The 24,358-nt window shown below is 74.4% G+C and carries 24 protein-coding genes; 11 read left to right on the forward strand and 13 right to left on the reverse strand.

Going from position 1 to position 24,358, the window contains the following annotated elements:
• Positions 1-6 precede the first annotated feature (6 nt).
• Positions 7-243: a hypothetical protein gene (locus ACFZP7_RS10795; RefSeq protein ID WP_019326169.1), complete on the forward strand. Its 237-nt coding sequence runs from the start codon at positions 7-9 to the stop codon at positions 241-243.
• A 45-nt stretch (positions 244-288) separates the two neighbouring features.
• On the opposite strand, the gene ACFZP7_RS10800 is transcribed toward ACFZP7_RS10795, so the two are convergent.
• The 5 genes from ACFZP7_RS10800 to ACFZP7_RS10820 all read right to left on the reverse strand — a co-directional run bounded on the left by ACFZP7_RS10800 (position 289) and on the right by ACFZP7_RS10820 (position 4,884).
• Entirely contained in the window at positions 289-498 is a 210-nt protein-coding gene (locus ACFZP7_RS10800; protein WP_175463038.1) for a DUF397 domain-containing protein, read from the reverse strand.
• Positions 495-1,349, reverse strand: coding sequence for a helix-turn-helix transcriptional regulator (locus ACFZP7_RS10805; protein WP_046248893.1), 855 nt, complete (start codon positions 1,347-1,349; stop codon positions 495-497). The genes ACFZP7_RS10800 and ACFZP7_RS10805 overlap by 4 nt, the downstream gene beginning before the upstream one ends.
• Positions 1,350-1,404: 55 nt before the next feature.
• On the reverse strand, positions 1,405-2,310 hold the full coding sequence (locus ACFZP7_RS10810; RefSeq protein ID WP_385634303.1) for an alpha/beta fold hydrolase: 906 nt from the start codon (positions 2,308-2,310) through the stop codon (positions 1,405-1,407).
• 272 nt (positions 2,311-2,582) lie between these two features.
• A complete protein-coding gene (locus ACFZP7_RS10815) occupies positions 2,583-3,809 on the reverse strand; it encodes an MFS transporter (protein WP_062138928.1) in 1,227 nt (408 codons plus the stop codon).
• Between the two features lie 112 nt (positions 3,810-3,921).
• A complete protein-coding gene (locus tag ACFZP7_RS10820; RefSeq protein ID WP_063738610.1) occupies positions 3,922-4,884 on the reverse strand; it encodes an endonuclease/exonuclease/phosphatase family protein in 963 nt (320 codons plus the stop codon).
• 403 nt (positions 4,885-5,287) lie between these two features.
• Between ACFZP7_RS10820 and panB the strand changes: the two genes are divergently transcribed.
• From panB to ACFZP7_RS10835, 3 genes are all read left to right on the forward strand, one after another.
• Positions 5,288-6,163 (forward strand): 3-methyl-2-oxobutanoate hydroxymethyltransferase, encoded by an 876-nt coding sequence (panB, locus tag ACFZP7_RS10825; RefSeq protein ID WP_019326175.1) that lies wholly within the window; start codon positions 5,288-5,290, stop codon positions 6,161-6,163.
• 152 nt (positions 6,164-6,315) lie between these two features.
• Positions 6,316-7,347, forward strand: coding sequence for an ATP-binding cassette domain-containing protein (locus tag ACFZP7_RS10830; protein ID WP_031016837.1), 1,032 nt, complete (start codon positions 6,316-6,318; stop codon positions 7,345-7,347).
• Positions 7,344-8,168, forward strand: coding sequence for an ABC transporter permease (locus ACFZP7_RS10835; protein WP_210902928.1), 825 nt, complete (start codon positions 7,344-7,346; stop codon positions 8,166-8,168). Before ACFZP7_RS10830 ends, ACFZP7_RS10835 begins: the two co-directional genes overlap by 4 nt.
• Positions 8,169-8,215: 47 nt before the next feature.
• Here the strand turns inward: ACFZP7_RS10835 and ACFZP7_RS10840 are convergent, their stop codons facing one another.
• Positions 8,216-12,310: a BTAD domain-containing putative transcriptional regulator gene (locus ACFZP7_RS10840; protein ID WP_385634304.1), complete on the reverse strand. Its 4,095-nt coding sequence runs from the start codon at positions 12,308-12,310 to the stop codon at positions 8,216-8,218.
• A gap of 235 nt (positions 12,311-12,545) precedes the next feature.
• On the opposite strand from ACFZP7_RS10840, the gene ACFZP7_RS10845 reads away from it, so the two are divergent.
• Positions 12,546-13,343, forward strand: coding sequence for a site-2 protease family protein (locus tag ACFZP7_RS10845; protein ID WP_031020080.1), 798 nt, complete (start codon positions 12,546-12,548; stop codon positions 13,341-13,343).
• Here the strand turns inward: ACFZP7_RS10845 and ACFZP7_RS10850 are convergent.
• Positions 13,333-13,524 (reverse strand): hypothetical protein, encoded by a 192-nt coding sequence (locus ACFZP7_RS10850; RefSeq protein WP_019326180.1) that lies wholly within the window; start codon positions 13,522-13,524, stop codon positions 13,333-13,335. The two genes, ACFZP7_RS10845 and ACFZP7_RS10850, sit on opposite strands and share 11 nt — an antisense overlap.
• Positions 13,525-13,600: 76 nt before the next feature.
• Entirely contained in the window at positions 13,601-14,308 is a 708-nt protein-coding gene (npdG, locus tag ACFZP7_RS10855; protein WP_019326181.1) for an NADPH-dependent F420 reductase, read from the reverse strand.
• Positions 14,309-14,461: 153 nt separating this feature from the next.
• On the opposite strand from npdG, the gene ACFZP7_RS10860 reads away from it, so the two are divergent.
• The gene (locus tag ACFZP7_RS10860) at positions 14,462-15,064 is read left to right on the forward strand and encodes a hypothetical protein (RefSeq protein WP_019326182.1); all 603 of its coding nucleotides are present in this window, start codon (positions 14,462-14,464) and stop codon (positions 15,062-15,064) included.
• 33 nt (positions 15,065-15,097) lie between these two features.
• Here ACFZP7_RS10860 and ACFZP7_RS10865 read toward each other — a convergent pair whose 3' ends face one another.
• Positions 15,098-15,328 (reverse strand): hypothetical protein, encoded by a 231-nt coding sequence (locus tag ACFZP7_RS10865; RefSeq protein ID WP_031020083.1) that lies wholly within the window; start codon positions 15,326-15,328, stop codon positions 15,098-15,100.
• A gap of 58 nt (positions 15,329-15,386) precedes the next feature.
• Here ACFZP7_RS10865 and map point away from each other — a divergent pair, with 58 nt between their 5' ends.
• On the forward strand, positions 15,387-16,247 hold the full coding sequence (map, locus tag ACFZP7_RS10870) for a type I methionyl aminopeptidase (RefSeq protein WP_031020085.1): 861 nt from the start codon (positions 15,387-15,389) through the stop codon (positions 16,245-16,247).
• 123 nt (positions 16,248-16,370) lie between these two features.
• A complete protein-coding gene (locus ACFZP7_RS10875; protein ID WP_031020087.1) occupies positions 16,371-17,018 on the forward strand; it encodes a heme oxygenase (biliverdin-producing) in 648 nt (215 codons plus the stop codon).
• 63 nt (positions 17,019-17,081) lie between these two features.
• On the opposite strand, the gene ACFZP7_RS10880 is transcribed toward ACFZP7_RS10875, so the two are convergent.
• From ACFZP7_RS10880 to ACFZP7_RS10895, 4 genes are all read right to left on the reverse strand, one after another.
• Positions 17,082-17,297: a hypothetical protein gene (locus ACFZP7_RS10880; protein WP_030978967.1), complete on the reverse strand. Its 216-nt coding sequence runs from the start codon at positions 17,295-17,297 to the stop codon at positions 17,082-17,084.
• A 90-nt stretch (positions 17,298-17,387) separates the two neighbouring features.
• Complete coding sequence (locus tag ACFZP7_RS10885; protein ID WP_019326187.1) at positions 17,388-18,032, reverse strand: PhzF family phenazine biosynthesis protein; 645 nt, start codon at positions 18,030-18,032, stop codon at positions 17,388-17,390.
• 84 nt (positions 18,033-18,116) lie between these two features.
• Positions 18,117-19,697: an HtaA domain-containing protein gene (locus ACFZP7_RS10890; RefSeq protein ID WP_385634305.1), complete on the reverse strand. Its 1,581-nt coding sequence runs from the start codon at positions 19,695-19,697 to the stop codon at positions 18,117-18,119.
• A 51-nt stretch (positions 19,698-19,748) separates the two neighbouring features.
• The gene (locus ACFZP7_RS10895; protein ID WP_385634306.1) at positions 19,749-21,176 is read right to left on the reverse strand and encodes an HtaA domain-containing protein; all 1,428 of its coding nucleotides are present in this window, start codon (positions 21,174-21,176) and stop codon (positions 19,749-19,751) included.
• A 101-nt stretch (positions 21,177-21,277) separates the two neighbouring features.
• Between ACFZP7_RS10895 and ACFZP7_RS10900 the strand changes: the two genes are divergently transcribed.
• Genes ACFZP7_RS10900 through ACFZP7_RS10910 form a run of 3 tightly spaced genes read left to right on the forward strand, consistent with a single transcriptional unit; the run spans position 21,278 to position 24,275 of the window.
• Positions 21,278-22,303 carry a hemin ABC transporter substrate-binding protein gene (locus ACFZP7_RS10900; RefSeq protein ID WP_385634307.1) on the forward strand — a complete coding sequence of 342 codons (1,026 nt, stop codon included), beginning with the start codon at positions 21,278-21,280 and terminating at the stop codon, positions 22,301-22,303.
• Positions 22,300-23,391: a FecCD family ABC transporter permease gene (locus ACFZP7_RS10905; protein WP_385634308.1), complete on the forward strand. Its 1,092-nt coding sequence runs from the start codon at positions 22,300-22,302 to the stop codon at positions 23,389-23,391. The genes ACFZP7_RS10900 and ACFZP7_RS10905 overlap by 4 nt, the downstream gene beginning before the upstream one ends.
• Positions 23,388-24,275: a heme ABC transporter ATP-binding protein gene (locus ACFZP7_RS10910; RefSeq protein ID WP_385634309.1), complete on the forward strand. Its 888-nt coding sequence runs from the start codon at positions 23,388-23,390 to the stop codon at positions 24,273-24,275. The genes ACFZP7_RS10905 and ACFZP7_RS10910 overlap by 4 nt, the downstream gene beginning before the upstream one ends.
• Positions 24,276-24,358: the final 83 nt, after the last annotated feature.

A 24,358-nucleotide genomic window follows, 5' to 3' on the forward strand; every position in this document is an offset into this window, starting at 1 on the left:
CCTGTCATGAACCTCGTCCCCCAGGTTGAAACGGCCGAGATCTCCGACGCGGACCTGGACCAGGTGTCCGGCGGCGCCATCGTCGGCATCGACGCCGGTGCGGCCGTCATATCCGCCGGTGGTGCGGTCGGCGCCGGCTTCCACGCGGAGGCCGGCCCCTTCTCGCTCACGGCCGGTCTGGGCGCCTCGGCGGCCTTCGGCGGCGCCTCGGCCCAGGGCCAGGCCCACACCACCATGGTCTGAGCGGCGCGCCTGCCTGCCTGAGCCCCGGACCACCGTGTCCGGGGCTCACGCCTTGCCGACGCCGGCCACGAACGCCGTCCACGAGACCGGGGGCACGGTGAGACGGGGGCCGTCCGGCCGCTTGGAGTCGCGGACGTGGATGGTGGCGGGGGTTATGGCGACCTCGACGCAGTCGTTCGGGTTACTGCTGTCGCTGTAGCTGCTCGTGAACCAGTTCAGGTCGGTGATGTCTCCGGACGCTTCCTTGCGGTTCATGTCTCCCCCAGCAGTTGTTCGATGAAGGCCACTGATTCCCGGGCGGTCAGCGCCTCGGCCCGGATGATGCCATAGCGCAGTTCGAGGATGCGCAGCTGCCGGGGCTCGGTGACGGGACGGTTGTCGAACTCGTCGTCGGCCCGGCCGACCGCCGTACCGTCACCGAACTTGAGCACCTGGATCCGTCCTCCGGTTCCTGGGTGGTCGCCGCGGGACGTCGGCATCACCTGGATCTCGACATGCCGCAACCGCGCTACGTCCAAGAGGTGTTCGAGCTGCCTGCGCAGCACCATCTTGCCGCCGATCGGACGTCTCAGGGTCACCTCTTCCTGGACGAAGCTGAGTTCCGGGGCGGGTGCCCGGTCGTAGATCGCCTTCCGGGCCATCCGTGCGGCGACCGCCCTCTCCAGTTCGTCCTCCGACAGGGACGGCCGCCGTGTGCCCAGCAGGGCGCGGGCGTACTCCTCCGTCTGCAAGAGGCCGTGCAGGTTGTGGATGCCGTACGAGAGCGACTCCACCGCCCGCGATTCCATTTTCGCCAGGTCCCGCACGTGCTTCGGGTACCGGACCTTCTTCACGTCCTCCCAGGTGGCGGCGATGAGTCCGCCCGCCTTCAGGACCTCGTCGGCCCGTTCCAGGTACTCCCGCCGAGGAATCCGCTTCCCGCCCTCGACCTTGTAGACCAGATCCTCCCCGTACCCCACCGCCGTCCCGAACTCGGCCGCCCGCATCCCGACCGCCTCGCGCCGCAGCTTCAGCTGCCGCCCGACGGTGGCGATGACCGCCACACCCCACTCGTCGTCCGGGTCGACCTCCCAACCCGGCTCGTCCGCCCCGCCGTTCACCGACATGCCGCCCCTCCTCGTACGCGTCGCCTCGCGACGGGCGACACGGTAGGGCCCGGGACTACGCCCGAGGGCCGGAACGCGGCTTCGCGCACGCCAACGGGTGATGCCTCAGCAGCGAGGTCAGGACCGGCTCCGCGTGGGTCCACAGCAGGGCGCCGCCGATGCCGGGGACGACGTGGCGGCGGGCCCCGCGTATCCGGGTCGCGAGGAGGGCGCCGTTGTCCGGTGAGTGACCGGTGTCCTCCTCGCCGTACCAGATGTCGACCGGGACGGTGACGGCGTCGAGCGCGAAGGGCCAGCGGCTCATGGCGAGGACGGTGTCGCGGGCGTAGCCGGCCGCCGCGCCCTGGGCGAATCCCTCGGCCAGGGCGCGGCGGTAGGTGGCGGAGAAGTCGGGGTCCCGGTAGACGGCGAGGTCGTGGTCCGGGCTGCCGCCCATGACCATGCTCCACATCGCGTCCGCGTCGAAACCGGCGAAGAACTCCTCCGCGCCGGACGGGTCCCGGACGGCCCGTTCGGTGAGCGCGCGCAGCTCGGCGGGGAGCAGTGCGGCGAAGTCCGGCGCGGCCACCTCGTCGGCGGCCGAGACCAGGGCCAGAGCGCGGGCGACGCCGGCCTCCGCGCAGGCCAGGGCGAACGGCGCGCCCTGGGAGTTGCCGACCACGGCCGGGCGGCCCAGCTCCCGCAGGTCGCACAGGGCGCGCATGTCGGCGGCGAAGTCGGCGAAGGTGCGGCCGGGGTGGGGGGTCGAGGCGCCGAGTCCGGGGCGGTCCACGGAGACCAGGCGGACGCCGAGCGCTTCCACCACTCCCGCGCCGAAACCGAGCCGGCGGCTCGTGGCGGCGCCGGGGCAGAACAGGACCGGTACGCCGTCCGGCGGGCCCCACTCGGCCCAGCCGAGCAGGCGTCCGTCCGGCAGGCGGGTCTCACCGAGGCGGGCGGGGGCGGTGACGAGGGCGGTCATGCCCCGCATCCTCGCGCCGCGGCTCGGCGCCGCGCACGCGGTTTTCGGTGCCGCCGGGCGATCGGCACGGCTGCCGCGGGCCGGCCTCCGGCCCGGCGGGACACCGGGCCGACGGGACACCGGGGCGGTGGGACATCGGGGCGGTGGGACATCGGGGCGACGGGGGGCCGACGGGACACCGGGCCGACGGGGCGAGGGCCGGGGCCCGAGAGACGGCCAGGGCCCGGGAGACGGCGGGCGGTCCGGGAAGCCGCCCGCACCGCGCCCCGCCGTCACCGCCGTACGGCTTCCACCGCCTCCGGCACATGGCCCGCGACCACCCGCTCCCGCCCGGCGGTCACGGCGGCGGCGTCCCGGCGGCGGTCGACCGCCCAGGCCGTGCCGGCGACCGCCAGCCCGAGCACCGCCAGCGCCGCGCCCGCCGTCGCCGGGGAGGTGACGCCGAACCCGGCGGCCAGGGCGAGGCCGCCGACCCAGGCGCCGCCGGCGTTGGCGAGGTTGAAGGCGGCCTGGTTGGCCGAGGAGGCGAGGGAGGGGGCCGCCGCGGCCTTCTCCATGACCATCAGCTGGAGCGGGGAGCCCGTGATGAAGGCGGCCATGCCGAGCAGGGCCACCGCGAGGGCCGCCGTGACCTCCGTGCGCATCAGGAGCGGGAAGAGGGCCAGGACCAGGACGAGGGAGACCAGGCCGCCGAAGAGGGTGCCCCGCAGGGAGTGGTCCGCGAGCCGGCCGCCCAGCAGGTTGCCGGCGGTGGCGCCGACGCCGAACAGGGCGAGCAGCAGGGTCACACTGGCCTCGGCGAAGCCGGCCGCGTCGGTGAGCATCGGTGTGATGTAGCTGTACGCGGCGAAGAGCGCGCCGAAGCCCGCGACCGTGGTGCCGAGGGCCAGCCAGACGGGGACGGAGCGCAGGGCGGCCAGTTCGCCGCGCAGGCCGGTGGTGGGGGCGGGGGCGTGGTCGCGGGGGATGAGGGCGACCAGGGCCGCGATCGCCGCGACGCCGATCGCGCTGACGGCGAGGAAGGTCGCCCGCCAGCCGAGCTGCTGGCCCATGGCGGTGGCGGCGGGGACGCCGACGATGTTGGCGACGGTCAGGCCCAGGAACATCAGGGAGACGGAGCGGGCCTTGCGTTCCGGCGCGACCATGCCGGTGGCGACCACCGCGCCGACGCCGAAGAAGGCGCCGTGCGGCAGGCCGCTGACGAAACGGGCGGCGAGGAGGGAGACCTCACCGGGGGCGAACGCGGACAGCGCGTTGCCGGCCACGAAGAGGGCCATCAGCGCGATCAGCACCGTGCGGCGGGACATCCGCGCGGTCGCCGCCGCGAGCAGCGGGGCGCCGACGACGACGCCGAGCGCGTACGCCGAGACCAGGTGGCCGGCGCTGGGGATCGAGATGTCCAGGTCGTCCGCGACGTCGGGCAGCAGGCCCATCATCACGAACTCGGTGGTACCGATGCCGAAGGCGCCCACGGCAAGGGCGAGCAGGGCCAGGGGCATGAAGGGTCTCGCCTTTCGAGAGCGGAGGTGTGCGTACGGGGGGGGACGAGGGGACACCGTATGTTCCCGTACGGAACAAAGACTCTCAGGGCGAGTATTCCGCCGACGAATCTCAGGAGGCGGTTGTGTCGACCTTCACACGTGCGGCGATCGGGAGGTGGTCGCTGCCGGTCGCCGGGAGGGTCCAGCTGGTCGTCGGTTCGACGCCGGAGACCAGGATCTGGTCGATGCGGGCCATCGGGAAGGACGCGGGCCAGCTGAAGCCGAAGCCGTCGCCCACGGCACCCTGCGGGGAGCGCATCTGCGAGGTGATCGCGGTGAGGGCACGGTCGTTCATGGTGCCGTTGAGGTCGCCGAGCAGGATCTTGCGCTCCAGCTTCTCGTCGGCGATGGCCTCGCCGAGGGCGTTGGCGCTCTTGTCCCGCTGCCGGGCGGTGAAGCCGGCCTCCAGCTTCACCCGCACGGAGGGCAGGTGGGCGACGTAGACCGCGACCGGCCCGGAGGGCGTGGCGACCGTGGCGCGCATCGCGCGCTTCCAGCCGAGCTGGATGTCGACCGGCTTGACGTCGCTCAGCGGGTACTTGCTCCACAACCCGACCGTGCCCACGACCGCGTGGTGCGGGTACTTCGCCTGCAGCGCCTTCTCGTACGTGGGCACCGCGGTCGCCTTCAGCTCCTCCAGGGCCATCACGTCCGCCCCGGCGGCGGCCACGGCGCGGGCGGTGCCGGCCGGGTCGGCGTTGTCGGCGTTGACGTTGTGGGTGGCCACGGTGAGGTCGCCGCCGGTCCCGGTCTTGTCGAAGAGGAGGCCGCCGAAGAGGTTGAGCCACACGCTCACCGGCAGCACCAGCGCGATCAGCGCCGTCGCCGACTTGCGGGCCAGCGCGATCACCAGCAGGACGGGGATGAGCAGGCCGAACCACGGCAGGAAGGTCTCGGTGAGGCTGCCCAGGTTGCCGATGGCGTTGGGGATGTGTGAGTGGGCCGCCATCACGGCCGCCAGGACCACCGCGACCGCGGCGGTGATCAGGCCGCGGCGCCAGATCCGCCGGTCGCCGCGCCAGCCGGTGACCATCCGGTCGTACACGCGCCGCGTCCGGGTGGTCCGTCGCTCGGGCCCCGGGTCGCCGTCGTCCGTTTCCGTGATGTACGCCTGCTGCGCCATGCCGTCGCCTCACTGCCTGCCGTGCACACCGTCGCCCCCCGTGACTCAGCACCCTAGGGGATGATCGGTTCCGTTCCCGCCGTCCCGCGACGGCCGTACGGGCACGAGGACGTACGAGTCCGCGTCCGGAGTTCCGAACGCCGTCACTGTGGGCGGCTCTGTGACGAAACGATCACATTCGCCCCACCCGGCGCGGGGCAGGCTCCGCCCGTGACGAGGGTCCCCTAGCCGTCGGGGCGCGACAGGTGCCACCATGGAAGGGATCCGGGGACGCCGTGAGGGCGCCTCGAGATGACATGAAGGAGCCGTTGCCATGACGCAGCTCTCGGCTGCCCAGACGCCGCAGCGCACCCCCTCCGACGGGAGCAGGGCGCTGTACGGGGGCAAGAGCAACCGTCGTATCACCGTCCGGGACATCGCCGCCGCCAAGGAACGCGGCGAGAAGTGGCCCATGCTCACCGCCTACGACGCGATGACCGCGTCCGTCTTCGACGAGGCCGGCATCCCGGTCATGCTCGTCGGCGACTCCGCGGGCAACTGCCACCTCGGCTACGACACCACCGTGCCGGTCACCCTCGACGAGATGACCATGCTGTCCGCGGCCGTCGTCCGCGGCACCTCCCGCGCCCTGATCGTCGGCGACCTGCCCTTCGGTTCCTACCAGGAGGGTCCGGTGCAGGCGCTGCGCTCGGCGACCCGGCTGGTCAAGGAGGCCGGGGTCGGGGCGGTCAAGCTGGAGGGCGGCGAGCGCTCGCACCGGCAGATCGAGCTGCTGGTCGAGTCCGGCATCCCGGTGATGGCGCACATCGGCCTCACCCCGCAGTCCGTCAACGCGATGGGCTACCGGGTGCAGGGCCGGGGCGAGGAGGCGGCCCAGCAGCTGCTGCGCGACGCCAAGGCCGTGCAGGACGCGGGCGCCTTCGCGGTCGTCCTGGAGCTGGTGCCGGCCGAGCTGGCCGCCGAGGTGACGCGGTCGCTGCACATCCCGACGGTCGGCATCGGCGCCGGGCCCGACACCGACGCCCAGGTGCTGGTGTGGACCGACATGCTGGGCCTGACCGGCGGCCGGGTGCCGAAGTTCGTGAAGAAGTACGCCGACCTGCGCCAGGTCATCGGCGACGCGGCGAAGTCCTTCGCCGAGGACGTCGTCGGCGGGACGTTCCCGCAGGAGGAGCACTCCGTCCACTGAGCCATCGCGGCACCACACACCGGCCCCGCCGATCTTCCCCCGTCGGCGGGGCCGGTCCACGTCGCGGCGGTGTCGGCGGGATGTCGGGGCCGTCGCCGTCCTGTCGGCGAGATGTCGGCGCTTTGTCGGCGGGGGCTGACAACGTCGTCGGCATGAAGCGAATCGACGACACCCCCGAAGCCGCGGGCAGCGCGGTCACCGTGCGGGGGCTGGTCAAGCACTACGGCGAGACCAAGGCACTGGACGGCGTCGACCTCGATGTGCGCGAGGGCACCGTGATGGGTGTGCTCGGGCCGAACGGGGCCGGCAAGACCACCCTCGTCCGCATCCTGTCCACCCTCATCACCCCCGACGCGGGCCGGGCGCACGTCGCCGGTTACGACGTCGTACGGCAGCCGCGGCAGCTGCGGCGGGTGATAGGTCTCACCGGGCAGTACGCGTCCGTGGACGAGAAGCTCCCCGGCTGGGAGAACCTGTACATGATCGGGCGTCTGCTCGACCTGTCCCGCAAGGACGCCCGCCGGCGGGCCGACGAACTGCTGGAGCGGTTCTCGCTCACCGAGGCCGCCAAGCGGCCCGCGCGCACCTACTCGGGCGGCATGCGGCGCCGCCTCGACCTGGCCGCCTCCATGATCGGACACCCGGCGGTGCTGTACCTGGACGAGCCGACCACCGGACTGGACCCGCGCACCCGCAACGAGGTGTGGGACGAGGTCAAGCGCATGGTCGGCGACGGCGTCACCGTGCTGCTCACCACCCAGTACATGGAGGAGGCCGAGCAGCTCGCCTCCGAGCTGACCGTCGTGGACCGCGGCAAGGTCATCGCCAACGGCGGCATCGAGGAGCTGAAGGCCAAGGTCGGCGGCCGCACCCTGCGCGTCCGCCCGGCCGACCCGCTGCAGCTGCGCCCGCTCGCGTCCTACCTGGACGAGCTGGGCATCACCGGGCTCGCCAGCTCCACCGTGGACACGGAGCGCGGTGCCGTCCTGGTGCCGATCCTCAGCGACGAGCAGCTGACCGCCGTGGTCGGCGCGGTCACCGCGCGCGGCGTCACCGTCTCCTCCGTCACCACCGAACTGCCCAGCCTGGACGAGGTCTTCCTGTCCCTCACCGGCCACCGTGCCAGTGCCCCGCAGGACCCCGCGCCCAGCACCGAGGACTCCCGCGAGGAGGTCGCCGTATGAGCGCCGCCACCGTCACCCCCACCCCCGCCCCGGCCGCCGACGCCCGGATCTCGCTGCGCGGGCACGTGCGGCACACCGGAGCCCTGGTCCGCCGCAACCTGCTGTGGATCCGGCAGGACCCGGAGTCGATGTTCGACGCCCTGCTGATGCCGGTCGTCTTCACCCTGCTGTTCGTGTACGTCTTCGGCGGGTCGATCGGCCAGGCCCTGGGCGGCGGCCAGGACGGCTATGTGCAGTACGTGATCCCCGGCATGATCGCGATGATGAGCATGACGCTGTCCCAGGGCGTCGGCACCGGCTTCAGCCAGGACTTCAACTCCGGTGTCATGGACCGCTTCCGGTCGCTGCCGATCGGGCGCGGCTCGGTGCTCTTCGCGAAGATCGCGGTGGAGATGCTGCGGATGCTCTTCGCGACGGCGGTGCTGATGATCGTCGCCGTCCTGGTCGGCTTCGACATCGAGCACTGGGCCGGGCTGTTCGCGGCCGTGGGCCTGTCGGCGGTCTTCGCCTCGTCGATCATGTGGGTGTTCATCACCCTGGGCGTGGTCCTGAAGAACGCCCAGTCCGTGCAGGCCATGGGCTTCCTGGTGCTGTTCCCGCTGCAGTTCGGCTCGTCGATCTTCGCACCGACGCAGTCGATGCCGGGCTGGCTGCAGGCCTTCACCGACTACAACCCGCTGTCCACGCTCGCCGACGCGGCGCGCGGACTGATGGTGGGCGGTCCGGTCGCGCACGACCTGTGGATCACGCTGGGCTGGTCGGTGGCGATCACGGCGGTGATGGCGCCGGTCGCCATCCACAAGTTCCGTACGAAGACCTGACCGGCCGTCCGGGCGGATGGGCGGGGTCCGGGTTTCCCGGGTCCGGGTCACACGAGGGCGACGGCGTCCCGCGGGGAGAGGCCGGCGCCCTCGTGGTACGCGGCCTCGTACGCCTCGGCGTCGAGCACCTCGCGGACCCGGCCGGCGGCCCGGGCGCGTGCGTCCCGCTCCAGGCCCATCGCGACGTGCTCCGGCGGCAGCATCGCGTCGGCGGCGCCGATGCAGCGTGCGGCGTCGGCGGCCCGGCGCCCGCCGTCCACGCGGGCCAGCGCCATCGCGGCGATGGTCAGGTAGCCGGAGCGCATGTGCGGGGCGATGGCCGCGGACAGCGGGTCATCGGCCCGCTCCAGCGACTTGCGGACCTTCTCCAGGCACTCCAGGTGCCGGTCCTCCAGCGTGGCGACCCACGCCTCGGCGGCGAGGATGAAGGCGTCGAAGACGATGAAGTGCGAGATGGCGAAGTCCTCGCGCAGCAGCCGCAGCTGCTCCCGGGCCTCGGCGGTCCGGCCGGTCATGCCGAGCCAGCCGGCGAGGAAGAGCCGGGCGGCCGGCATGGCGCCGCTGTGGCCGGCGCCGTCGGTGCGGTCGATGACGGCGCACAGGATGCGCTCGCCCTCCTCGCCCTCGCCCGCCTCCAGCAGCACACTGCCGAGGCGGGCCTCCAGGACGTCCACCTGGGCGTGCGCGCCGAGTCGTTCGGCGTGCCGCGCGGCGGCCCGGTAGTCGGCGGCGGCGAGCCGGAACTCCCCCTTGCGCTCCCGTGCCTCGGCGCGGGCGGCGAGGGCCTCGGCGGTGCCCCAGGCGTCGCCGAGGCGGCGGTAGATCTCCAGCGCCTCGTCGGCGTCGCTGGTGGCGTCGCCCGCCCATTCGGTGCGGTTGGCGAGGAAGTTGGCGCGCATCTGGAGGCTGCCGGCCAGCGCCCAGTCGTATCCCGGTGTCTCGCGGCAGGTGCGCACGGAGGCGTCCATGATCTCGCGCAGCCGCTCCATGTCGCCGGAGAGCATCACGGCGAAGAACCAGAGCAGGCCGGGAGGGAAGCAGGTCTGGGGCATGCCCGGTTCGTACGTCTCCGCGATGACGCGCAGCTTCCGTTTGGCCGCCGGGCTCTGCCAGGCATCCAGCTCGGTGTCCATGCAGGCGAGATGGGCCAGGTGGACACCGCGGCGGGCCTCGGCGAGCACTTCGCCGGTCATCGGGGGCGGGGCGGCGGTGCACCGCTCCCACACCGGCTCGGCGCGGCGGGCCGGCTCGGCGAACGGGTCCGGGCCGAGGGCCATGACCTCGCTGAACCAGTTCCGGGCCTCCACCCGCAGGTCGCGCATCTGCCAGTACCAGACCAGCGACAGGGACAGGCTGAGCGCCTCCTGCTCGTCGCGCTCGGCGATGGCGTGGCGCAGGGCGGTCCGCAGGTTCTCGTACTCGCGCTCCAGCCGCTCGATGGCGGCGAGCTGCCGCGGGCCGCGCAGCAACGGGTCCGTGGTCCGGGCCAGTTCCCGGTAGTACGTCAGGTGCGCGCGCTCGGCGGCGGTCCGGCCGCCGGTCTCGTCGAGGCGTTCGCCCGCGTACTCGGCGACGGTCTCCAGGAGCCGGTAGCGCATGCCGTCGCCGGACGGCGCGGCCACCACCAGGGACTTGTCGACCAGGGAGCCCAGCGCCTGAAGGGCGGCGGGCCCGCAGACGGCCTCGGCCGCGGCCAGGTCGCAGCCGCCGGCGAAGACGGAGAGACGGCGCAGCACCTCCCGCTCCTCCTCGTCCAGCAGCTCCCAGGACCAGTCGACGACGGCGCGCAGGGTCTGCTGGCGGGGCAGGACGGTGCGACTGCCCGAGGTGAGCAGCCGGAAGCGGTCGTCCAGGCGGTCGGCGATCTGCCGGGGGGTCAGCATCCGCAGCCGGGCGGCGGCCAGTTCGATGGCCAGCGGCAGGCCGTCGAGGCGGCGGCAGATCTCGGCGCAGGCCGCCGCGGTCTCCTCGTCGGCGTCGGGGCGGAAGCCGGGGCGGGCGGCGGCGCCCCGGTCGGCGAGCAGCCGCAGCGCCGCGGGCTCGGGCAGCGGCTCCACCGGGCGCAGCAGCTCCCCCGGCACGCCGAGGGGTTCGCGGCTGGTGGCGAGGACGGTCAGGTTCGGGCAGCGGGCGAGCAGTTCCTCGGCGAGGCGGGCGGCGGCGTCGACGACGTGCTCGCAGTTGTCCAGGACGATCAGCATGCGGCGCCGGCCGCAGTGCTCGACGAGGCGCTCGACGGCGGTGGCCTGCCGGTCGGAGACGGCGACGGCCCGCATCTCCTCGGCGCCGGCGCCGTACAGCACGGTCTCGCGGGCGCCCAGCGCGGTCAGCACGGCCTCCGGTACGGCGCCGGGGTCGTCGACGGGGGCGAGTTCGGCGAGCCAGGCGCCGTCCCGCGCCGGCTCTCCGGCGCCCTCGGCGGCCTCCTGCGACAGCCGGGTCTTGCCGGCACCGCCGGGCCCGAGCAGCGTCACCAGCCGCGCGGCCGCCAGATCGCCCCGCAGCGCCTCCAGGTCGGCGTCCCGCCCGACGAAGGAGGTGAGCCGGGCCCGGAGATTGCCCCGGGGACGGGACGTTGCCACGCCCTCGGGGCCACCGGAACCGGAAGCGGCGGACGCCACACGGTCCGGAGACGCGGCAGGACCGGCGGACGCCTCGCGGTCCGGGGCGGCGGCGGGACCGGCGGACGCCTCACGATCCGGGTGAGCGGCGGCACCGGCGGACGCCGACGGACGGGACGCCCCGGGACCGGCGGACGCCTCGCGGTCCGGGTAGGCGGCCGGACCGGCCGGCGCCTCACCGCCCGGGTAAGCGGCAGGACCGGCGGGCGACGGCGGGTAGGCACCTCCGGGATCGGCAGGTGCCCCGGGGTGGGTCGCTCCCGGGTCGGCGGTGTCGCCGGGACGGGCGGTCGTCGCCGGGCGGCTCGCTCCGGGCTCGCGATGCCGCTCGGGCCCCGCCTGCCCCTCGGACCCGGTGCGGCCCCCGGGCCCGGCATCTCCCTCGGGCCCGGCAGGCGTCGTCGGGCGGGGCCCTCCGGGGGCGGCGGGACCCGACGGGTGGGCGAACGCCCCGGCGCGGACGGACGGACCGGTCGCGCCTTCGTCACCGGTACCGGCGGACGGGTCCGCCGCGCCCTCGTCACCGGTGCCGGTGGCGGAGTCGGTGGACGCCGCCGGGGGGTCACCGGCTGCGGACGGCGGGAGCGGCCCGGCGGGCGCACCCGGCGAGGCAGGCGGGCCCTGCGAGGCGGGCGCACCCTGCGGATCAGGCGACCCCGGCGTGGTGGGCACCCCCGGCGAGGCGGGCGCGCCCTGCGTGGACGCCGTCCCCGGCGAGGCGGGCATCCCCGGGCCGGCGGCCGGGGTGGTGGGTGGGGCGTGCCGACGGGCGTCGGACGGCGGGGCGAAGGGCGCGGGATTGAGCAGACGCGCGTGCAGCGCCCGCAGCTCGGGGCCCGGGTCGGCGCCGAGCCGGTCCGCGAGCAGGCGGCGTACGTCGTCGTAGGCGGCCAGCGCCTCGGCGGTGCGGCCGGTGTCGCGCAGGGCGCGCAGCCGCAGGGCCTGAAGGGACTCGTCCAGCGGGTGGCCGTCGCACAGCGCGGTCAGCTCCGGCAGGGAGTGCTCGGCCTGCCCGAGGTCGAGGGCGGCGGTGTGGCGGGCCCGCAGCACGTCCAGGTGCCGTGTCTCCCAGCGGGCGGCCTCGGCGGTCCGGTCGGGCAGGTCGGCGAGGGCGGGGGCCCGCCACAGGCTCAGGGCGTCGTCGAGCACGACGGCCGCCTTGGCGGGGTCGCCGTCGGCGAGGGCGCGGGTGCCCTCACCGGCCAGCCGGTCGAAGCGGTGCAGGTCGACGTCGTCGGGGCCGGCGGTGAGGCGGTAGCCGCCGTCCGCCGAGGCCACCGCGTCCGCGCCGAGCGCCCGCCGCAACCGCCCGACCAGCGCCTGCAGGGCACCCGGTGCGTCGGCGGGCGGGTCGCCCGCCCACACCTCCTCCACCAGCAGCCCCGCGGGCACGGTGCGGCCGGCCCGCAGGGCGAGCACGGTCAGCAGCGCACGCAGCCGCGCCCCGCCGACCGGGACGGCCGTGCCGTCGGAGCGGAGTGCCTGGGTGGTGCCGAGGATGCGGTAGCGCACGGCACCCATTGTCCCTGGTGCCGCAGACGCCGGTCACGGGGTTTTGCCGGTACGGCGCGTTCCGCCGGCGCCCACGGCCCCGGCCCCGCGCCCGCCACCCCGCAGACCCCGCCAACCGCCCGCCGCCCGCCGCCCGCCGCCCGCCCGGAACCTCCCGCCGACCGCGAGACGTTCTCCCGGTGCGCCAGGTACGGTCGGGCAGTCCTCACGAGTCCCGCGTCCGCCGAAGAGCCCAGGGAGCCCCATGACCACCGCCCACCTCCGCCGGGGCGACCGGCGGATCAGTCCCGTCTTCCTCGGGATCGCCGCCGTCACCGCGGTCACGGGCTGGGCCACCTGGACCGGGTTCGCCGAGCAGCCGGGCGTGGCCGTGTTCCTGTTCGTGACGGGCGCCTGGATCGTCTCCCTGTGCCTGCACGAGTACGCGCACGCGCGCACCGCCCTGCACGGCGGGGACATCTCGGTCGGCGCGAAGGGCTACCTCACGCTGAACCCGCTGAAGTACACGCACGCCCTGCTGAGCATCGTGCTCCCGGTGCTGTTCGTGATCATGGGCGGGATCGGCCTGCCCGGCGGCGCCGTCTTCATCGAGCGCGGGCGCATCCGCGGACGGTGGCGGCACAGTCTGATCTCGGCCGCGGGTCCGCTGACGAACGTGCTGTTCGCGGTCGTCTGCACGGCGCCGTTCTGGCTGGACGCGCTGGACGGGGTGCCGCGCGACTTCCGGCTGGCGCTGGCCTTCCTGGCCCTGCTCCAGGTGACGGCCGCGATCCTGAACTTCCTGCCGGTGCCGGGCCTGGACGGCTACGGGGTGATCGAGCCGTGGCTGTCGTACAACGTGCGGCGGCAGGTGGAGCCGCTGGCGCCGTTCGGGCTGCTGATCGTGTTCGCGCTGCTGTGGATCCCGGCGGTCAACGGCGTCTTCTTCGACGCGATCGACGCGATCCTGCGGTCCCTCGGGATCGGCGAGATCGACACCTACTGCGGCTTCGAGCTGTACCGCTTCTGGCAGACGGACGAGCTGTGCGCGGTCAGCCCGTGACGGACGCGGAGCGCCGGGCGTCGCGGTCCCGCTTGACGTAGTACCAGCACATGTTGGACGACACGCCGGACAGCAGCACCCACACGACGCCGATCACGACGCTGCCCTGCACGAAGGAGACGACGGCGGCGGCCACCGCGAGGAGGCAGACGACCAGGGCGTAGAGGGCGAGGCGGGGCATGTGGCGGGCTCCTGTCGGGGGACACGTGCGGGTACTGCGCCGGCGCCGCCGGCACCCACCAGTGTCCCCCATCGCCTCACACGTCGGTGACGCGGAGCCCGGCGTGTGCCTTGTAGCGGCGGTTGACGGAGATCAGGTTGGCGACCAGCGACTCGACCTGGTGGGCGTTGCGCAGCCGGCCGGCGAAGACGCCGCGCATGCCGGGGATGCGGCTCGCGAGGGCCTGCACGATCTCCACGTCGGCGCGCTCCTCGCCGAGCACCATCACATCGGTGTCGATCTCGTCGATGGCGGGGTCCTGGAGGAGGACCGCCGACAGGTGGTGGAAGGCGGCGGCGACCCGGCTGTCCGGCAGCAGCGCGGCGGCCTGCTCGGCGGCGCTGCCCTCCTCGGGCTTGAGCGCGTAGGCGCCCTTCTTGTCGAAGCCGAGCGGGTTGACGCAGTCGACGACGAGCTTGCCGGCCAGCTCCGCGCGCAGGGACTCCAGCGTCTTCCCGTGGCCGTCCCACGGCACGGCGACGATCACGATGTCGCTGCGGCGGGCGGTCTCGGCGTTGTCGGCGCCCTCGACGCCGTGCCCGATCTCCTCGGCGGCGGCCTCGGCGCGCTCGGCGGCGCGCGAGCCGACGATCACCTTCTGGCCGGCCTTGGCGAGGCGGTAGGCGAGGCCCTTGCCCTGGGGGCCGGTGCCGCCGAGCACGCCGACGACCAGCCCGGAGACGTCGGGCAGGTCCCAGGGGTCCTTGGCGGGGGCCTTCTGTGCAGCACTGTCGGTAGAGGTCATGGGCCGACCCTACGTCCGCCCCCGGCCGGCCGACGGGCCGAGGTCCCGCCCCGCGCCGGACGTCACCGGACCGCCGTCGGGCCGTCCCCGGACCGGGGGAATCCGGGGCGAACGCCGGGTCGCGCGGTGCCGGTTGCGGCAGGATGCGGGCGCATGGACGCCGTACGGGTCGCGCTGCTGCGGGAAGTGCTCGCCGGGACCGAGTGGCTGGGGGCCACCCGGAGGTTCGCGGGGGCGCTCAGGGGGTCGGTGGTGCCGCACGGGGGCGGACTGCTGCTGGTGGGCACCGCCGGGTACGAGCCCTGGCACCTGGCGGCACACCTGGTGGACGAGGCGGCCTGGTCGGGGACGCCGGAGCTGGCCCCCACCCTCGTACGGCACGGGGCGCGTCCCTCGGACCCGGCGCACCTGGCCGTCGGCCTGGGCCGGCTGGCGGCGGCCCGGCGCGGGGAGACGCTGCTCGTGGTCGCGCCCGACGATCCCGGCGCCCCGCTCCTGGAGCGGGTGCACGACGCCCGCCGGGCCGGTGCCACGGTGCTGGCGCTGGGCAGCGGCGAGCGGGAGCTGACGACCATGGCCCACGAGACGCTGACCGTGCCGGAGGGCGCCGAGCTGGACCTGGACACGGTGCAGCACCTGGTCAGCGCCGCGGCCGGCGAGAACGCGGTACCGCCCCCGAGGGGTCCGCGCCGCTTCCGCGACCGCCTGTCCCGCCTGGCCGACCACCTGACGGCCCCGCCTCCGTCGCGCTGGTGACGGAGGCCGCCGGGTGCCCGCCGCGGCTCGGGGTCAGTCCTCGTCGGCGCGGCCGGCGGGGGCGTCGTGCCACTTCGGGTCGTTCTCCCACTCGAGGTTGCGCTCGTGGGCCGTCCGCATCGCGTTCTCCGCCTCGGCGCGGGTGGCGTACGGGCCGAAGCGGTCCTTGGCGGGGCACTCCGGGCCCTCCTCGACCTTCTTGTGCTCCAGGCAGTAGTACCACTCGCCCGGTTTTCCGACCGTGCGCTTCTTGAACAGGGCCATGACCGGCTCCTTTCGCCAGGGACATGGTCTCGTATGCCCGCTGGTTAGACTCGCTGTCATGTCTTCTGGCCAGTCGCTGCTCGTACCTGGGGAGCTGTCTCCCACCCGTTCCGTACCCGGAAACATCCGGCGGCCCGAGTACGTCGGCAAACCCGCGCCGGCGCCGTACACCGGGCCGGAGGTCCAGACGCCCGAGACCATCGAGGCGATGCGGGTCGCCGGGCGGATCGCGGCGCGAGCGATGGAGGAGGCCGCGAAGCTCATCGCGCCCGGCGTGACGACGGACGAGCTGGACCGGGTGGCGCACGAGTACATGTGCGACCACGGCGCCTACCCGTCGACGCTCGGCTACCGCGGTTTCCCCAAGTCCCTGTGCAGCTCGGTCAACGAGGTCATCTGCCACGGCATCCCGGACTCCACGGTGCTGCGCGACGGCGACATCGTGAACCTGGACGTGACGGCCTACATCGGCGGCGTGCACGGCGACAACAACGCGACCTACCTGGTCGGCGACGTGGACGAGGAGAGCCGGCTGCTGGTCGAGCGGACCCGGGAGTCGCTGGCCCGCGCGATCAAGGCGGTCAAGCCGGGCCGGCAGATCAACATCATCGGCCGGGTCATCGAGTCGTACGCCAAGCGCTTCGGGTACGGCGTGGTGCGGGACTTCACGGGGCACGGGATCAACTCGTCGTTCCACTCCGGTCTGATCGTCCCGCACTACGACAGCCCGCACGCGACGACCGTCATCCAGCCCGGGATGACCTTCACCATCGAGCCGATGCTCACGCTCGGCACGCACGAGTACGACATGTGGGACGACGGCTGGACGGTCGTGACCAAGGACCGCAAGCGCACGGCCCAGTTCGAGCACACGCTGGTGGTCACCGACTCCGGGGCCGAGATCCTGACTCTGCCCTGACCCCGGCACCCCGCCGCGACGGCCCGCTCTCCATCGGAGGGCGGGCCGTTCCGCGTCCGGGTACGCTTTTACCGACAGCCCGTCGGCAAGCTATTGACTTAGGTAACCATAGAAAATCACGCCATGGACTCCTTCTCGACGCTCATCCGCACCGCCTCCCACGAGCAGCACGTGGAGGCGGAGACCTCGACGTTCATGAGCGACCTGCTGGGCGGGCGGCTCGGCGTCGACGCCTACGCGCGCTACACCGAGCAGCTGTGGTTCGTCTACGAGGCCCTGGAGGCGGACGCCGGGCGGCTGGCGTCGGACCCGGTGGCCGGGCCGTTCGTCCGGCCCGAGCTGATGCGGCTGGCGTCCCTGGAGCGCGACCTCGCCCACCTGCGCGGCCCCGACTGGCGTACGGGGCTGACCGCCCTGCCCGCCACCGAGGAGTACGCGGCCCGGGTGCGCGAGTGCGCCGAGCGCTGGCCGGCCGGGTACGTCGCCCACCACTACACCCGCTACCTCGGCGACCTGTCCGGCGGCCAGATCATCCGGGACAAGGCGGAGCGCACGTGGGGCTTCGCCAGGAAGGGCGACGGGGTCCGGTTCTACGTCTTCGAGGAGATCGCCAACCCGGCCGCCTTCAAGCGCGAGTACCGGGAGCTGCTGGACGGCATCCGCGCGGACGACCTGGACAAGCAGCGGGTCGTCGCCGAGTGCAAGCGGGCCTTCGCCCTGAACACGGCGGTCTTCCGGGCGCTCGGCGAGGAGTTCCCGCTCTCCGCGTGAACGACGGCGGTCCCCCTCGGCCGCCTGGCCGAAGGGGACCGGTCGCGAACGGGGCGACCCGACTCAGTTGTCGATGTCGTAGTCGTCGCTGCGGCAGTTGATGCCGCCGAAGTACAGGTCGCCGGTGCTGTCCGTGGTGATGGCGCCGAAGTACGGGCTGCAGGTGGCGTCCTCGTCACCGTGCAGCGGCGGGCCGTCGAAGGCGGTGGCCGTCGCGGCGCCGCCGGCGGTCATGGCGGCGGTGAGCAGGACGGTGGCGAGCGCGGAGCGGATGCGCATGGATTTCCTCTCGTATGAGGGAACGGTCACGCGAGAGGTAACCCCTCCGGTCCGCGCGCACACTCTGTTCCACCCGTACGGCGGCGGCCGTCACCGCTCCAGACGCACCCGGCCGCCGATCTCCACCCACCCCTCGGGCTGCGGTGCCGTCAGGATCTGCGAGCCGGCGCCCTGGGTGATGTTCAGGGCCCGGCCCAGCCGTTCGGTCAGCAGCAGCGCCGCCGCCCCGGTCGCCTCGTCCTCCTCGATGCCGTCGCCGCGCCCCGGGAAGGCCCGGGCCCGCACCCGGCCGGCCGACTCGTCCTCCCAGGCCCAGGCGTACACCCACTCCCCCGGCGGCGGCACCGCCAGGCCGTCGACCTCGGCGGCGGAGGCGTACTGGCGCAGGGTGCGCGGCGGCGCCCACTCGGGGCGGGCCTCGATCCAGCTGAACTCGCCGTCCAGCCGGGTGCCCACCACCCCGGCCGGGGTGACGAGTTCGGGCACGTCGAGCAGCCAGGCGACGCCGACGCAGGGGTGCCCGGCGAAGGGCAGGCGCAGGGTGGGGGTGTAGATGTCGACGACACCGCGCTCGGGGTCGTCGACGAACACGGTCTCGCTGAAGCCGAGTTTCGCCGCCAGCTCCTGGCGTGCCGCGGTCTCCGGCAGCACGGAGCCGTCCCGGACCACGCCCAGTTCGTTGCCGTAGCCGCCGTTGGGCGCGCAGAAGACGCGCAGTACGTCGTAGTCGGTCACCGGGGCATTCAAGCATCGCCCGCGGGCCGCACCCGCCGGGGCCCGCCCCGCGCACGACGGGGCGGGCCGGACCCCCTGCTCCTGCTACTCCTGCGGGCGCCGCCCGCGGGCCGCGTACACCGCGCCCGCGCCGATCACCACGGCCACGCCGGCCGCCCCGGCGAGGGCCGGGCCCGGGATGCCGGAGCCGGTGGAGGCGAGGCTGCCGCCGCCGACGGTCGAGCCGCCGGTGGTGGTGCCGGTGCCACCGACGGTCGAGCCGGTGCCACCGACGGTCGAACCGGTGCCCCCCGTGGTGCCGGAGCCGCCGGTACCGGCCGAGCCCCCGGCACCGCCCGTGCCGCCGCCCTCCGGCAGGCGCGCGTCCTCGCTCAGCGCCACCGACAGGTCGACGGCGTCGAGGGCCGTGCCGGCGGTGTAGAAGTCGCCGAAGGCCCTCGCGCCGGCCTCGGTGAGCGTGGCGGCGACGCCGTCGACCGTGATGACGTCGTTCCGGGCGGTCAGGTCGGCGGACTTCGCCTCGAGGTCGGCCAGGACGACGCCCTCGGTCCGGGTGCCGAGGCTGTTCACGTCGGCGGTCAGCTTGCCGGTGCCCCCGTCGAGGGTGGCCTTCAGGTTGCTCAGGGTCAGGTCGAGGCCGTACGCGCCGTTCGTCCGGTGGCCCTTGAAGTTGACGGCGCCCCGGAAGGCGGCGGTGAGCTTGTCGGCGTCGGTGTCGTAGGTGCCGGTGGCGTCCTTGAAGGTGAAGGCGCCGTTGCCGGCCGCCTGGACGGCGCCGTCGGAGACGGTGACCTCGCCCTTGGCGACGGGGCCGGTGACGTACGAGCGGAAGGACTGCTTCACGCCCCAGTCGAGGGTGCCGTCGGCTATCGGGCCCTCGGTGGCGGCTTGACCGGCCGGGGCGGAGACGGACGGGGACGCGGACGGGCCGGTGCCGGTGGTCCGCGTCGGCGTCGGGTCCGGGTCGGGGGCCTCGGTCTTCGGCGGTGTGGTGGGGGTGGTCCCGGTGGCCGACGGGGTCGGCTTCGGGGACTCCGGCTCCTCGGTGGGGGACGGGGAGGCGGGCGGCGTGGTCGGCGCCGCCTTCTTGACGACGGTCAGCGGGTCGCCCGCCGCGCCCGCGTAGCCCGCGCTGCCGAGGAAGTCCCCGGCCTCGGCGGTGAGGGTGGTCGCCATGTCCTTCATGTCGCGGGTCACGGCGACGGTGGCGAGCGGGACGTCGTCGCCCTCCGTGGTCGTGGGCGTGCCCTGGGAGGTGTCGACCTTCTTCACGTCGGCGGTGATCTCGCCGGCCTTGCTGTCGAAGCGCACGTCGGTGAGGGTCACCTCGAAGCCGTGGGCCTTGGACGCGCTCAGCAGCGTGCCCTGGAAGGCCAGGTCGACGGTGTGGCCGGCGGTGTCGTAGGTGCCGGCGCCGTCGACGAAGGTGAAGGCGCCGTTGCCGGTGGCCTGCGAGGCGCCGTCCGCGGTGGTGAAGGTGCCGAACATGCCGACGTAGGTGCGGTACGACTGCTTGACGCCCCAGGTCAGTTCGTAGCCCTCGAGGGGCATCTCGGCCGCCGAGGCGGTGGTGGTGCCCACCGTGGCGAGGGCGGTGGCGCCGAGTGCGGCGGCCGTGGCCACGGCGGCGGCGAGTGCGGTGGAGCGGCGTCGTCTGACGGGCATGCTCGGATCTCCTTGGGTGGCGGGCCGCCGGTGGGCGGCCGGTGTCGTGGGTCAGCCCCGGTCCGCGTCCGAGGGGGAGGCGGCGGGCCGGGCGCGGCGCCTGCGGACGGCGACGGCCGTCAGGGCCGCGGCCACCGGCAGCAGGGCGCCGACCGCCAGGAAGACGGGGAGTGCGGGGAAGCCGCCGTCGTCGTCGGCGCTCGCGACGGGTTCGGCCGAAGCCTCGGGCCCGGTGGTCCCGCGCGGCTGCGGACTCGCGCTCGCCGTGGGGGCGCTGCCCAGGTCGCGCAGGGCGGGCAGGGTCGCGTCGGCGGTCAGGGCGACGGCCAGGGAGACCGGGTCCATCACGGTGCCCGCCCGGTACAGGCCGCCGAAGGCCTCGGCGCCGCGCGCGGTGAGCTTCGCGGGGGCCTCGGTGACCTTCACCAGCCCGTCGGCGGGCTTCAGTTCGCCGGCGGCGAAGGTGACCAGGGGCACCTTCTCGCCCTTCAGGTCCGGGCTGCTCACATCGGCGTAGAGCGTGCCCTCGCCGTCCCGGACCTCGGCCCGTACGCCGCTCAGGCTCAGGTCGAGGCCGTGCGCGCCGGTGAAGCGCACCGCGCCGTCGAAGGCCGCGGTGAGGTCGCCGTCCTCGTACGTCCCCTCGCCGCCGGGGAAGCGGAAGAGGGCGCCGCCGTCCTGGGCGCCGGCGGTCAGGGTCCACTCGCCGTCGGCGATGTCGCCGGTGACGTACTCGCGGAAGGTGCGGCGCACCCCCCAGTCGACGGCGCCGTCCTCGACGGTGCCGCCCGGCTTCCCCTCGCTCTTCGGCGACGTGTCGGGCGTCGGTGCGGCGGACGGCTGCTCCCGCTGCCGCGGCGCCGCGTCCACGTCGGTGGACAGGCTCACCGGGTCGAGCGCGGTGCCCGCGGTGTAGTACCCGGCGAAGGACCGGGCGCCCTCGGCGGTGAGGGTGGCGGGCAGGTTGTTCAGGGCCACGGCGCTGCCGCCGCCGCGCATGTCGATCCCGCCCAGGGAGAGGGAGGCGAAGGGCACCTGACGGGACGTCGTGACCGCCCCGGTGTCCTTCGCCTTGCTGACGACGTCCACGTAGAGCGTGCCGGTGGAGCCGGAGACGCTCACGGTGGGACGGCTGATGGTGAGGTCGAGCTGGTGGGCGCCCGAGCCGGTGCGGTGGCCGAGGAAGCGCACGCCGCCCGAGAAGGCGGCGCGGAAGGCGCCCGTTTCGGCGTCGTAGGTGCCGGTCGCCGAGTGGAAGCGGAAGGTGCTGCCGCCGACGGTGGCCGCTCCCCCGGTCAGCGAGTAACCGCCCTTGGCGACGGGCCCGGTGACATAGCTCTGGAACGACGACTTGATGCCCCAGTCGAGCCGTCCGCCCCGCACGGTCCGGTTCTCGGCGTGTGCGGCGGACGCGGGGAGCAGGACCACGAGGACCGCCGCGCACAACACGGTGACCAGGGCGCGTGGACGGGCGGGCATGCGAAGTCCTCCGGATCGGGGGGCCGGTAGCGAACAAAGGTAAGGCTAACCTAAGCTTTCTCCGGCCGACACCGAGGCCGAGGAAAGGAACGGACACGACCGTGCGACGCTTGCGGAACCGACTGGCGGGAGCACTGCTGTCCGTGCTCGCCCTCACCCTCACCGCGACCGGATGCCAGGGCTCGGACGAGCCGTCGTCCGGCGCCCGGGCCGACTCGGGGACCGCCTCGGCCCGACCCGTGGCGAACCGGGTGGAACCGCTCGCGAAGAGACCCGTGCCTGATCTCCCCGTCACCGTCCGCTCCGCCGACGGCGAGCAGGTGGAGGTCGAGCGGGCCGAGCGGGTCGTCCCGCTCTCCGGCAGCCTCAGCGAGATCGTCTTCACCCTCGGGCTCGGCGACCGCGTCGTCGCCCGCGACGTCACCGCCACCTTCGCGCAGGCGGCGAAGCTGCCCGTGGTCACCCGGGGCCACGACGTCTCCGCCGAGAGCGTGCTGTCCCTGAAACCCGATCTGGTGATCGCCGAGACCACCACGGGCCCCGAGGAGGCCGTGGACCAGATCCGCGCCGCCGGCGTCCCGGTGCTGTTCGTCGAGGCGGCACGGGGCCTGGACGACGTGGGCACGCGCATCCGGGCGGTCGCCGGCGCGCTCGGTGTCCCGGCGGCCGGCGAGGAGCTGACCCGGCGTTCGGAGCAGCGGATCGCGGCCGTGCGCGCGGACGTTCCGCGGCAGGAGCGGCCCCGGGTCGCCTTCCTGTACCTGCGCGGCTCGGCCTCCGTCTACCTGATCGGCGGCGAGGACTCCGGTGCCGGCTCGCTGATCGAGGCGGCCGGCGCGGTGGACGCCGGGGCGGCCTCGGGCCTGGAGAAGGACTTCACCGCCCTCACCAGCGAGGCGCTGGCGAAGGCCGCGCCCGACGCGATCCTGGTGATGAGCAAGGGTCTGGAGTCCGTCGGCGGCGTCGACGGGCTGGTGAAGATCCCCGGGGTCGCCCAGACCCCGGCCGGCCTGGACCGCCGGATCGTCTCCGTCGAGGACGGCGTGCTCCTCAACTACGGCCCGCGCACCGACCAGGTGCTGAAGTCGGTCGTGACCCAGCTGTACGGCGGGGGCGACGCCCGATGACCGTACTGGACAAGCCGGTCCGCCCCGAGGCTCCCGCCGGGCCGCCCCCGCCCCGCGCCCGGCGTTCCACCGCCTGGCTGCTGACCGGAGCCCTGACCGCCGGCCTCCTGGTGCTGATCCCGGTGGCGGCCGGCACCGGCGCCTATCCGATCCCGGTCGGCGACGTGCTGGGCTCGGTGGTGCACCGGACCGGTCTCGGCGGCACGGAGCTGGACCGGGTGGCGGAGTCGGTGCTGTGGAACGTGCGGTTCCCGAGGATCGTGCTGGCGCTGCTCGTCGGCGCCTCGCTGGGCTGCGCGGGCGCCCTGATGCAGGGCGTGTTCGGCAATCCGCTCGCCGAGCCCGGGGTCATCGGCGTCTCGTCGGGCGCGGCGGTCGGCGCGGTCGCCGCCATCGCGTTCGGCCTGAACTTCCTCGGTACCTGGACGGTGTCCGTCTTCGCCTTCGTCTCCGGGCTGATCACCGTGCTGGTGGTGTACGCGATGTCCCGCTCGGGCGGCCGTACGGAGGTCGTGACGCTGATCCTGACCGGTATCGCGGTGAACGCCTTCGCGGGCGCGCTGATCGGGCTGTTCCTGTTCTTCGCGGACACGGCGGCGGTCAACCAGATCACCTTCTGGCAGCTGGGTTCGCTGGCCCAGGCGACCTGGCCGAAGGTGCTGGCGGTGCTGCCGTGCGCCGCGCTCGGGCTCGGTGTCGCCCCGCTGTACGCCCGCCGCCTCGACCTCCTGGCCCTCGGTGAACGCCCGGCCCGGCACCTGGGCGTGGACGTGGAGCGGCTGCGGATCGTGCTGGTCCTGGTGATCGCGCTGCTGACCGCGGCGGCGGTGAGCGTGGCGGGGGTCATCGGCTTCGTCGGCCTGGTCGTCCCGCACCTGCTGCGGATGGCCGCCGGTCCGGGGCACCGGTTCCTGATCCCGGGCAGCGCGCTGCTCGGCGCGCTGGTCCTGCTCGCCGCCGACCTGGCGGCCCGCACGGTCGCCGAGCCCGCCGAACTGCCGCTCGGGGTGCTGACGGCGCTGCTGGGCAGCCCGTTCTTCTTCTGGCTGCTGCGCCGCACCCGGCGCAGGCAAGGGGGTTGGGCATGAGAGACAGCCTGGGCACGAAGGGCACGAAGGGCACGGGGACGGCGCGGGCCAGGGGGCTGCTGCGCCTGGTCCCGTCCCGGCCGGCGCCGCCGCCCGCGGCCTCGCCGGGCGACGTCCTCGCCGACGCGGAGGGCGTACGCGTCCACCTCGGCGGGCGGCCGGTGCTGGACGGCGTGGACGTCGCCGTCCGCGCGGGTGAGGTGCTGGCCCTGGTGGGCCCCAACGGGGCAGGGAAGTCGACCCTGTTGGGTGCCTTGGCCGCCGATGTCCCGGCCGCCGAGGGGGTGGTGCGCGTCCACGGCCGCCCGGTGGCGGACTGGACGGCGCCCGAACTCGCCCTGCGCCGGGCCGTGCTGCCCCAGTCGGCGTCGCTGTCCTTCCCGTTCCCGGTGGAGGAGGTGGTCCGGATGGGGCGGGCGCCCTGGGCGGGCGGCGAGCGGGAGGACGAGGACGACACGGCCGTGGCCGAGGCGATGGCCCGCACCGAGGTGACCGGATTCGCCGGGCGTCCGTTCTCCGCGCTCAGCGGCGGCGAGCGCGCCCGGGTGGCGCTGGCCCGCGTCCTCGCCCAACGCGCCCCGCTGCTCCTGCTGGACGAGCCGACGGCCGCCCTGGACCTGCGGCACCAGGAGCTGGTGCTGCGGCTGTGCCGGGAGCGGGCGCGGGCCGGGGACGCGGTGGTCGTCGTCCTGCACGACCTGGCGCTGGCGGCGGCGTACGCGGACCGGGTCGCGGTGTTGCGGGCCGGGCGGATCGCGGCCGACGGGCCGCCGGCGCGGGTCTTCTCCGAGGAACTGCTCTCCGACGTCTACGACCAGCCGGTGGAGGTGCTGGCGCACCCGCGCACCGGCGCCCCGCTGGTCCTGCCGCGCCGCGACGCCTGAGGCGAGGTCACGGGCGGGCCGCGGTACCCGGTCCCGGCGTCCGGGGGCCACCTCGCCCCGGTAGGGTTCGCCTCCGGGAAGGG

Origin of the sequence: Streptomyces sp. SudanB5_2050, assembly GCF_964272335.1 — a bacterium.
Taxonomy (GTDB): Bacteria; Actinomycetota; Actinomycetes; order Streptomycetales; family Streptomycetaceae; genus Streptomyces; species Streptomyces rochei.

Bases quoted from the DNA above. Each gene is read 5' to 3' on its own strand.
- ACFZP7_RS10795 (WP_019326169.1), top strand. From the start codon at position 7: ATGAACCTCGTCCCCCAGGTTGAAACGGCCGAGATCTCCGACGCGGAC.
- ACFZP7_RS10800 (WP_175463038.1), bottom strand. From the start codon at position 498: ATGAACCGCAAGGAAGCGTCCGGAGACATCACCGACCTGAACTGGTTC.
- ACFZP7_RS10805 (WP_046248893.1), bottom strand. From the start codon at position 1,349: ATGTCGGTGAACGGCGGGGCGGACGAGCCGGGTTGGGAGGTCGACCCG.
- ACFZP7_RS10810 (WP_385634303.1), bottom strand. From the start codon at position 2,310: ATGACCGCCCTCGTCACCGCCCCCGCCCGCCTCGGTGAGACCCGCCTG.
- ACFZP7_RS10815 (WP_062138928.1), bottom strand. From the start codon at position 3,809: ATGCCCCTGGCCCTGCTCGCCCTTGCCGTGGGCGCCTTCGGCATCGGT.
- ACFZP7_RS10820 (WP_063738610.1), bottom strand. From the start codon at position 4,884: ATGGTCACCGGCTGGCGCGGCGACCGGCGGATCTGGCGCCGCGGCCTG.
- panB (WP_019326175.1), top strand. From the start codon at position 5,288: ATGACGCAGCTCTCGGCTGCCCAGACGCCGCAGCGCACCCCCTCCGAC.
- ACFZP7_RS10830 (WP_031016837.1), top strand. From the start codon at position 6,316: ATGAAGCGAATCGACGACACCCCCGAAGCCGCGGGCAGCGCGGTCACC.
- ACFZP7_RS10835 (WP_210902928.1), top strand. From the start codon at position 7,344: ATGAGCGCCGCCACCGTCACCCCCACCCCCGCCCCGGCCGCCGACGCC.
- ACFZP7_RS10840 (WP_385634304.1), bottom strand. From the start codon at position 12,310: ATGGGTGCCGTGCGCTACCGCATCCTCGGCACCACCCAGGCACTCCGC.
- ACFZP7_RS10845 (WP_031020080.1), top strand. From the start codon at position 12,546: ATGACCACCGCCCACCTCCGCCGGGGCGACCGGCGGATCAGTCCCGTC.
- ACFZP7_RS10850 (WP_019326180.1), bottom strand. From the start codon at position 13,524: ATGCCCCGCCTCGCCCTCTACGCCCTGGTCGTCTGCCTCCTCGCGGTG.
- npdG (WP_019326181.1), bottom strand. From the start codon at position 14,308: ATGACCTCTACCGACAGTGCTGCACAGAAGGCCCCCGCCAAGGACCCC.
- ACFZP7_RS10860 (WP_019326182.1), top strand. From the start codon at position 14,462: ATGGACGCCGTACGGGTCGCGCTGCTGCGGGAAGTGCTCGCCGGGACC.
- ACFZP7_RS10865 (WP_031020083.1), bottom strand. From the start codon at position 15,328: ATGGCCCTGTTCAAGAAGCGCACGGTCGGAAAACCGGGCGAGTGGTAC.
- map (WP_031020085.1), top strand. From the start codon at position 15,387: ATGTCTTCTGGCCAGTCGCTGCTCGTACCTGGGGAGCTGTCTCCCACC.
- ACFZP7_RS10875 (WP_031020087.1), top strand. From the start codon at position 16,371: ATGGACTCCTTCTCGACGCTCATCCGCACCGCCTCCCACGAGCAGCAC.
- ACFZP7_RS10880 (WP_030978967.1), bottom strand. From the start codon at position 17,297: ATGCGCATCCGCTCCGCGCTCGCCACCGTCCTGCTCACCGCCGCCATG.
- ACFZP7_RS10890 (WP_385634305.1), bottom strand. From the start codon at position 19,697: ATGCCCGTCAGACGACGCCGCTCCACCGCACTCGCCGCCGCCGTGGCC.
- ACFZP7_RS10895 (WP_385634306.1), bottom strand. From the start codon at position 21,176: ATGCCCGCCCGTCCACGCGCCCTGGTCACCGTGTTGTGCGCGGCGGTC.
- ACFZP7_RS10905 (WP_385634308.1), top strand. From the start codon at position 22,300: ATGACCGTACTGGACAAGCCGGTCCGCCCCGAGGCTCCCGCCGGGCCG.
- ACFZP7_RS10910 (WP_385634309.1), top strand. From the start codon at position 23,388: ATGAGAGACAGCCTGGGCACGAAGGGCACGAAGGGCACGGGGACGGCG.